This window comes from Microcoleus sp. w1-18aA5, from assembly GCF_036701705.1.
Taxonomy (GTDB): domain Bacteria; phylum Cyanobacteriota; class Cyanobacteriia; order Cyanobacteriales; family Microcoleaceae; genus Microcoleus.
In genome coordinates, this window is the sequence record NZ_JAUPTE010000139.1 from 1 (window position 1) to 6,190 (window position 6,190).

A 6,190-nucleotide genomic window follows, 5' to 3' on the forward strand; every position below is an offset into this window, starting at 1 on the left:
GCCCACTTGTCGGTATGATCGAATCAATGACGTGGCAATCGCCTGACTCACTCTTTTAAGATACAAGGGGCGGGTTTGAATAATAATATCTAATTCCTGTTGACAATATTACTAAACCCGCCCCCCTACAACAGATAACCCACGTCAATTATTCATCTAATTTCTCGTCACATATTAATTTGTTTAAATAAACTAAATTCCCTCACAATGTGTGAAGAAATGCAAAGGGCTGTCGCTTTTTAGACCCTAAGCTAAAATAAAGATAAAATCTCAGATATTTAATCACTGAAAATGGTATATCCACCTGCACCTTGGAATCTCCAAGGTTATGCTGTTCAGACTTTACAATTAGTAGATGTGGCACGAGTGCGCGCCTTAGTTCCCTCTGAATTAGAAATTGTCTCTTTATTGCCAGGAAAAACCCTAGGTGGCATTTATGTATCCTCCTACGGGTTGGGTTCGGTGATGGAGTACAATGAGTTAATTGTAGTTAGCGCGATCGCTAATTATGCTGGAAAATGGGGCGCTTGGATTTCCCACATCTACGTAGACAATCCTAACTCGGTAGCCGGCGGGCGCGAAATTTGGGGACTTCCTAAAGAATTAGCTCAATTTAGTTGGGAAGGTAGCGATTCGGTAAAGGCAGCACCGCTAGGCTACCGCGTCACAGTTCGCCAAGGAAACCGTCAACTGTGCAGTCTCAATTACAGCAAGCAAACTTTAGCTTTCCCGCTGCCTTTTAGCGGAAATGTTTTCAGCGCTGAGCGCACCAATTTGCTGTTGTTTAAAGGAGGATTGCAGTCTCGCATCGGTTTGATTAAAGGCGAGTTAGATGTGCCAGAAGAAAGCCCTTTTGCCAGCTTAAACTTAGGCCACCCCTTGCTAACTTTTGGCTCCGAAGATATGCGTTTAAAAGTCGCTGCGCCGGAAGTTGTGGGAAACAGAGCCGTTGAATTCAGTTATTAGCTGTAAAGTGCGGGTATTTTCCGTCAACCTAAAAAAACAGAACAGCCAGAAACCCGGTTTCTTCAAGAAGCCGGGTTTCTGTCGCGACGTATTAGTTTGAGCTACTTACTAATCTTTTTGAGGAGTTAGGCATCCAACGGCTAAAAACCGGGTTTTTTCCTAAATGCCTCGTTGCGACATCCGAGAAACCGGGTTTTTTTTCGTAGTAAGTCCTATTTTTAAATGCCAGCCCCCGGAGCTGCTTCAGCACCCATTTCTAAAATTGTACCGCGAAGGAAATCAATTTGCTGCTGGAAGTCCATGCCCTCAATCTTTCCTAATAAAGATTTTCCTGCGTCGGGAAGTTGATAGTCTGGAGGGACAGGAATAATAGTTCCTTCGTCCATTCCTACTGCTAGAAAATACCAAAAAGCCAGTTTCGTTTCAGGGCTCATCGAGCCGTACATCCGGCTGATTTCGGTATTGGCTTTTGAGGCAATGTCGCGCATTACTTGTAGTTGTTCTTCGTGGGGCAGCGGCTTGACTTGCTCGAACAAACCCTGAGCGATTTCGGAACCGGAAGCACCGGGAGCCGCTGGCGTTATTGACTTGCCCATTTCGGTGTAAACAAACCACAGCAAACCTAATTGGTCGTCTACACTCAACTTCTTAATATCTGCTTTTCCTTGGTCGTAAGCACTGGTAGTAAAGGTCATTCAAGCCTCCAAAATAATATGTATTGCTCAGTTTTCTTATTTTTGAGAAAACTTTTGTTTGCTACTTAAGTTAAAGTACCTAATAAATAGTGATGCTAGAATCTTGCTTAAGACAGAGATGATCCGGGACATAAGTTCGGGGAGTAAATTCACCAAAGTTGGGAAAAAGTGCAACCAAAGGATGAGGAAAATTTGACAAGATTGTTGTTAGTGGCTCTCATGATTAGCATTGTTTAGCCGATCGCCGATCGCCTATAATCGCAACATACCTGTATTGAGGTGGCTGTTATGTCGATCGCAACTGCAAAACGCTTCACCATAGCGGAATATCACCGCCTGACAGAACTGGGGTTCTTTAATGAGGACGATCGAGTTGAGTTAATCAAGGGAGAACTTGTGAAAATGGCAGCTAAAGGTACCGCTCACTCGGTTTGCGAGACACGCTTGGAACGCGAGTTATTTAAGCTGCTGGGAGAAAGGGCGACACTGCGGGGACAACAACCTATTATTCTGCCTGATGACAGCGAACCAGAACCCGATCGTGCGATCGTCCAAAATCGCCCTGACGACTATCTATCCTCTCACCCCTGTCCAGGGGATATACTGTTGCTGATTGAGATTGCAGATTCTTCTTTGAGTTACGACAAACAGGTTAAGCTCCCCCTTTATGCTGAAGCCCGAATCTCGAACTATTGGATATTTAATTTATTACAAACTTGCTTGGAATGTTACAGCGATCCGTATCAGAATGCCCCTGGCCAATTTGGTTATCGCAGGACGCTGATTTTTCTGCCCAACGAGTCTGTTAATCTGTCTTATTTTCACGACTTGGCGCTCGATTTATCGAGAGTATTTCCGCCAACTATAGAATCCTGAAGGACTCTGATATTATTCCAAAGAAAATAGGCTGGCAAAACGCCAGCCTAGAATCAGGAGAACTTTATTTCAAACTCGTTGAAAATCTAGCTAAACAAACCCGAAATCCCGTTGACTGCTATTGCTCCAGCCAAAGCGGAAACAACCACAGAAGTCAGAGCCGTACCGAACAGCCACCAAGCTGCGGCTGCTGCCGCTTCGCGCGCATCTTCTGCTTGCTGCTTGGTCTTTTTCTTGAGCTGTTTGATGCGTTTTTTGGCTTCATGTTGCAGGCGTTCCGATCGCAATAAAACGCTGTCCCTGGCTCCTTCCATTTGGTCAACAATTCGGTGAGCGTCAGTCTCGGAAATATCGGAACGAGAACTCAGTAGGGCAACTAAAGTACCGCGATCGAACTCACCTAAACGCTCCTTAATCGCGTCAAATCCGGCCTGCGGGTCATCAAATACTTTGCGTAAGTCCCGCTTGATGCCTTCGTAGTTGAGCTCTGGTCGATCGAGGGAATTGAGGTAATCCCGGATTTTCCCGAAAATACCATCCATTGCTGACTGAAACTTGTCCTGAACCATTTGAACTTGTTCGACAATTTGGTTGCGGACAGATTCAATTTGGTCGGCAATTTTGTTGGCTTCCTCTTCCGAGATGTCTTCCCGCTGCGACAGCAATGCTACCAGAGTCGAGCGATCGAAGTGCTTCAGGCGATCGCCCAAACTTTGCATCCCCATTCCCGGCTCACTAAACAGCAACTGCAAATCGCGTTTGATGCTTTCAGGATTGAGTTCTTCCTTGTCCGTATTCCGCAAGTAATTTTCCAAACTTCCTTGGAAATCGCGGACTGTTTTTTGAGCGCGAGAGGCCAAGCGGCGAGGAGATTTCACGATGCTGCGAATTGAATCTTGCACGCGATCGATCGTCCGATTGATCTGTTCTTCGCTCAAATCTTCCCGCTGGGAAAGCAGCTTGACTAAAGTTTCGCGATCGACCTGAGAAAGTCTGTCCCGAAGTGCCAAAGCACCCTCTTTCGGATTTTCAAACAATTTAGTCAAATCCCGATTGATGGCTTCTGGATCGAGTTCTTCCAGGTTTGTATTCCGCAGGTACTCGCCAATTTTTGCAGTAACTTCCTCGTACTGTTGCTTAGCTCTATCTGCAACTATTTGCGGCGCGTGGATAATGTTGTCGCGCACAGATTCGATCCGGTCGATCGTGTGATTGATCTGTTCTTCGCTGAGGTCTTGGCGCTGTGACAGCAACTGCACCAGCGTATCGCGGTCGAATTGAGATAAGCGTTCTCTCAGCGCTTTGAATCCGGCTTCCGGGTCGTTTAACAGCGTTTGAAACTCGCGCTCGATCGCTTCAGGATTGAGTTCTTCCTTATTAGTATTGCGGAGATAGTCTTCTACCTTTTGCCGCAATTCTTGGGCTTTAGATTGCGCTTGCTCTTGCAATTCTTGAGCTCTTGAAATTACGCGATCGCGCGAACTTTCCAGCCGCCCGATTAACTGATCGGCTTCCTCTGGACTGAAATCTTCCCGCTGACCCAGCAACTGCACCAAAGTATCGCGGTTAAACTGCGACAGGCGATCGCGCAAAGCTTCAAAACCAGCATCGCGATCGTCCAAAAGCGCTTGGAAATCGCGCTCGATACCTTCAGGATTCAATTCTTCCTTGCCGGTCGATCGCAAATAATTCTCAATCCGACTCCGCAAATCTTGAGACTGTTCTTCACCAGCGGCATCTCGCACAATTTCCAACACTTCTTGTCGGACACCTTCAAGCTGTTCGGCAATTTCCGTCACCTGTTCAGGAGCAAACCCCTCGCGGCGGCCCAGAATCCCTACAAAATAATCGGGATTAAACAGCTCTAACTGGCGCAAAACTGCCCCCGGAGAAGCTTCCGGGTCGTAAATCACATCCCTAAATTCCTGTTTGATTGTCTCCCGGTTGAGATGCCAAGGTTGGGCATTCATCAAGTAGTTTTCCACATCAGCCTTAGCTGTATTGAAAGGCAGCGCAGGCACTTTGTCGCCCACCTTAGAAGCCAAAGATTTAGCTTGTTCCGTCCCTTTGGCTGTCAGTTGCTGCAACTGACCAGTGATTTTTTCAACATCCAAATCAGACAAATCCGTCCGCGACAAAACAGTACCCACAAGAGCTTCCACACCCAACTGCATCGCTCGCTTCATGGGGCTGCTGGATTCCGATTTGTTTTCCCTACTTTCGAGAATTTGAGACAGCTTGGCGTTGAGTTCGTCAGACTTCAGCAAATCGGGAGCGGCAAACTTGAGAAAATCAACCAACTCTAAATTCGGGTCTTTCTGCTCTTGCTGCTTGCCGAAAGTTTGCTTCCAAACGCCTTCGAGTTGGTCAGCAACTTGAGTTATTTCCTCTTGAGAAAAGTCTGTGCGACTCTTAACTAAATCCACAAAAGTCTGGCGGTTAACATTCTTCAGAACGTCGCTTCCCGCAAGAGATTTGATATCTGCATCGCCCAGCAACTTTTCAAATTGACCGCGAATTTCCTTAACATCTAGCTTCGGTAACTGCAAAGAACCCACATAATCTTGCAGTGTTTCGCGAATGCTATCCGGGTCTACCGCCGAACTCAATTCGCGGCGTACAGCGGCCACAGATGCCTCTACAGTATTGACCATTTGGTCGCTAGCCATCTTGCCGCCGATCGCTGCACCCGCAGTACCCATGATGCCTTGAACGCCCGAAAAAGCGGTTTTTATCAAGGAACCGATCATAGAACCGACGGCGCTAGAACCGAGCCACACTAGGGTTAAAAAGTACGCCGCCCAGATGACCACACCAATAATTGCCGCTCCGTCTACGCTGGCAATTGAAGTTAGTTTGACTGCCAGAAAACAAGCCAAAAATAAAGCCAGGTTAACGGTGACTAAAATCCAACCCCCGACTAAACCTTCGATTTTCCGAACTTTTTTGCCTAAACTTTCGGACTCATCATCATCGTCATCGTCGGGTAAAGCCTCGTCCCAATTTGATATTTTGGCGGCGATTGAGAAATTGGTTAACAGGAATTGGAAGCCGAAAGCCATAATGACTCCGGCGATTAAGGCCACGAAAAACTGAGGGCTTAAAAACATCAGCCCTCCGATATCGGGGTGGTCAAATGGCACATCTATTTCTACTGGCGTTTGTACTGGCATTTGTACTGGCATTTCTACTGGCATTTGGCCCCTATCGAGTTTTGGAGTGTACAGCGACATTAATAACTCGCTTTGAAACATAATTTACCTCCTTACTTTTTATGCCTAACTCGGCATAGCGAAAAGTGTCCCCAACTTTTTTCTAGGGGTGTTTGTAATCTTTAGATGAGGTTTTGTTTGGGTTCGGCTTTATCTTACGGAAGCCCTTATTAGTGACATTGGGATGAGTGGTAAATCAGTTCTATAGTGATCTCATCCTTACTGCTTATTATGGCTCTGGAAGCTAAAAAATAAATCCGTCTAAAGTCAGAAATTACTTTTTAAGGGATTGGTAGCAGCAGAGTTCGCATAAAACTGGCAAGTTTGAGGCGGGGGCAATCCCCACCAATTATAAATAGTAGTAATACCAATTCACTATGAACCTGCACTTAATATAGCTTCAAGGATATAGTCCCAACCACAGAGAGATAAAACTTCTTC

General features: G+C 46.1%; 4 protein-coding genes. 2 read left to right on the top strand and 2 right to left on the bottom strand.

What is annotated here, in order from left to right; translation table 11 throughout:
- Positions 1-291 precede the first annotated feature (291 nt).
- A complete protein-coding gene (locus Q5691_RS27080) occupies positions 292-966 on the top strand; it encodes an acetoacetate decarboxylase family protein (RefSeq protein ID WP_333212900.1) in 675 nt (224 codons plus the stop codon).
- A 218-nt stretch (positions 967-1,184) separates the two neighbouring features.
- Here the strand turns inward: Q5691_RS27080 and Q5691_RS27085 are convergent, their stop codons facing one another.
- Complete coding sequence (locus tag Q5691_RS27085; RefSeq protein ID WP_333212899.1) at positions 1,185-1,661, bottom strand: orange carotenoid protein N-terminal domain-containing protein; 477 nt, start codon at positions 1,659-1,661, stop codon at positions 1,185-1,187.
- 288 nt (positions 1,662-1,949) lie between these two features.
- On the opposite strand from Q5691_RS27085, the gene Q5691_RS27090 reads away from it, so the two are divergent.
- Entirely contained in the window at positions 1,950-2,537 is a 588-nt protein-coding gene (locus Q5691_RS27090) for a Uma2 family endonuclease (protein ID WP_333310778.1), read from the top strand.
- A gap of 86 nt (positions 2,538-2,623) precedes the next feature.
- Here the strand turns inward: Q5691_RS27090 and Q5691_RS27095 are convergent, their stop codons facing one another.
- Positions 2,624-5,791 (bottom strand): MFS transporter, encoded by a 3,168-nt coding sequence (locus Q5691_RS27095; RefSeq protein WP_333348309.1) that lies wholly within the window; start codon positions 5,789-5,791, stop codon positions 2,624-2,626.
- Positions 5,792-6,190: the final 399 nt, after the last annotated feature.

Coding starts and splice junctions, on each gene's coding strand:
- Q5691_RS27080 (WP_333212900.1), top strand. CDS start 292: ATGGTATATCCACCTGCACCTTGGAATCTCCAAGGTTATGCTGTTCAG.
- Q5691_RS27085 (WP_333212899.1), bottom strand. CDS start 1,661: ATGACCTTTACTACCAGTGCTTACGACCAAGGAAAAGCAGATATTAAG.
- Q5691_RS27090 (WP_333310778.1), top strand. CDS start 1,950: ATGTCGATCGCAACTGCAAAACGCTTCACCATAGCGGAATATCACCGC.
- Q5691_RS27095 (WP_333348309.1), bottom strand. CDS start 5,791: ATGTTTCAAAGCGAGTTATTAATGTCGCTGTACACTCCAAAACTCGAT.